Raw genomic sequence first — 1,593 nt, 5'->3', positions numbered from 1 at the left:
GTGTGAGGCAGCATCACGCCGATGGCGGTGCCCACGGCAAGGCCCACCGCGGCCATTGCCAGAGGTTCGCGCTGGAACAGGTCCTGCGCCGACTGCCGTACCCGCCCCGATATATCGGTGGCCGCCGAGCCGAACTGCCCGACCGTGCTTCCTAACCTTTCTTTGGCGCCGCTCGCAACGTCTGCCACAGCCTCAGTCGCACCGCCTGCCACGGACGCAACCGAACGGGCGGCATCGGAGAGCATGGAGCCGGCGGAACCTTCGCCCTCGGCACCGTACTCATCGCCGCGTGAGTCCTGCCAGGCCCCGCCCAAGCCCCTCTGGTCAGAGAAGTTTCGGGTGCCGTCAGGTTCCCTGCCGGTCGAATAGGCACCAAGTGCTGAACTGTCTACCGACGTGCCTTTGCCTAGCATCAGCCAGGCCAGGCCCGCGCCGACCAATGTAAGCGGTAACGGATTGTCCCTGACCTGAGTCTTAAGATTGCTGAGCATGGCGGATCCCTCGCCGCTGAACATCCCGGTGAATTCGTCGATCAGCTGACCTGGTGTCATCTTGCTCCGGATCGAGTCTGCCGTGTCCGTTATCTTGGCACGGGCAATGTCGGCATCGCGTTCGAGTTCGGCTGCGGATTTGTCGGTCATCTTATCTGGTCCTTGATCACGCGTGCGTCGCGTTTAAGTTGGTCTTGTGTCCGGTCGGGGGTCAACTCTGAGGGAGCCATGCTTGCCTTGCCGGAGCGCAGGAGTATGACGCCCAGTACTGCCACCACGACGCCGACGAGCAGCGAGGACCATCCGGCTCCCAGGCCGGCGCTCGCCAAGGCAATCACCAGCGCCTGCAAAAGCACCATCAGGGCGGCAAGCAGGCAAATGATGCCTCCCATTACCTCCACGGCGCCGGCGCCGGCCTTGCTTAACTTTTCTGACATTTCAGCCCGCAACAGCCTGCTTTCGGTTTGAAGCAGTGTTGTGACCTGCTGTACCAGATCGCTGACAAGGGTTGTCAGGCTGCGAGTGTCCTGGTTGTCAGTCATGGGTTTCGCTCCAGGCTTGCATTGGCCCAGTCATCGCCGGACTGATCGGATCCTAACGGGGCTGGTTCAACTGGCTCTGCCGATCGCCATCCCGACTCATTCGAGCTAGGACCCGTCTCGGGCGCCCGGCCTGTTCCCGACTGGCCCGGTGCTCCGGTTTGGGCAGAGGGTGGCGAGCTCTTGATGAACCGCCCCAAAGCCAGGCCTGCCAATACCGAGCCGGCGATCAGCGCCCCCGAGTTTTCGCGGCCGAACGACTGAATTTCGCCAAGCACCTCGTCGAACGGTTTATCCTTCAGGGACGAGGAAAGCCGCTCGAGCCCGCCTGCGGCGTCAAGGGCGAATTTCGAAGCGGTCCGTTGATCATTGTTGGCAAGATGCTCGCTTGCCGCGCGCAAAGCGCCGCTGAAGGCCTTGAGACTGGCGCTCATGTCGCGCTGCGTTCCCTCCGCCTTGTTGAACAATGCTTGCTTTGCTTCCGATGCGTAATCTCCGGCTTTCCTGGTGATCTCGTCACGCGCATCGTGGAGCGCTTCCGTCGCGGTCTGCTTTTCCCGTTG

Annotated in this window: 3 protein-coding genes; all 3 read right to left on the bottom strand. The window is 62.3% G+C overall.

Annotated features, from left to right (window positions below):
- The coding region (locus NKH42_RS31060) for a hypothetical protein (RefSeq protein ID WP_352974831.1) at positions 1 to 641 on the bottom strand (641 nt) is incomplete at its 3' end.
- Positions 638 to 1,033 (bottom strand): phage holin family protein, encoded by a 396-nt coding sequence (locus NKH42_RS31055; protein ID WP_352753319.1) that lies wholly within the window; start codon positions 1,031 to 1,033, stop codon positions 638 to 640. The genes NKH42_RS31060 and NKH42_RS31055, both read right to left, overlap by 4 nt.
- The coding region (locus tag NKH42_RS31050) for a hypothetical protein (protein WP_352906683.1) at positions 1,030 to 1,593 on the bottom strand (564 nt) is incomplete at its 5' end. The genes NKH42_RS31050 and NKH42_RS31055, both read right to left, overlap by 4 nt.

Origin of the sequence: Mesorhizobium sp. M1142, from assembly GCF_040318565.1 — a bacterium.
In the GTDB taxonomy this organism is placed as follows: domain Bacteria; phylum Pseudomonadota; class Alphaproteobacteria; order Rhizobiales; family Rhizobiaceae; genus Mesorhizobium.
The sequence above is the reverse complement of the archived record's forward strand: the minus strand, read 5'-3'. Positions and strand labels throughout refer to the sequence as shown.

Excerpts from the sequence above, each read along its gene's own strand:
- NKH42_RS31055 (WP_352753319.1), bottom strand. The coding sequence starts at position 1,033 with ATGACTGACAACCAGGACACTCGCAGCCTGACAACCCTTGTCAGCGAT.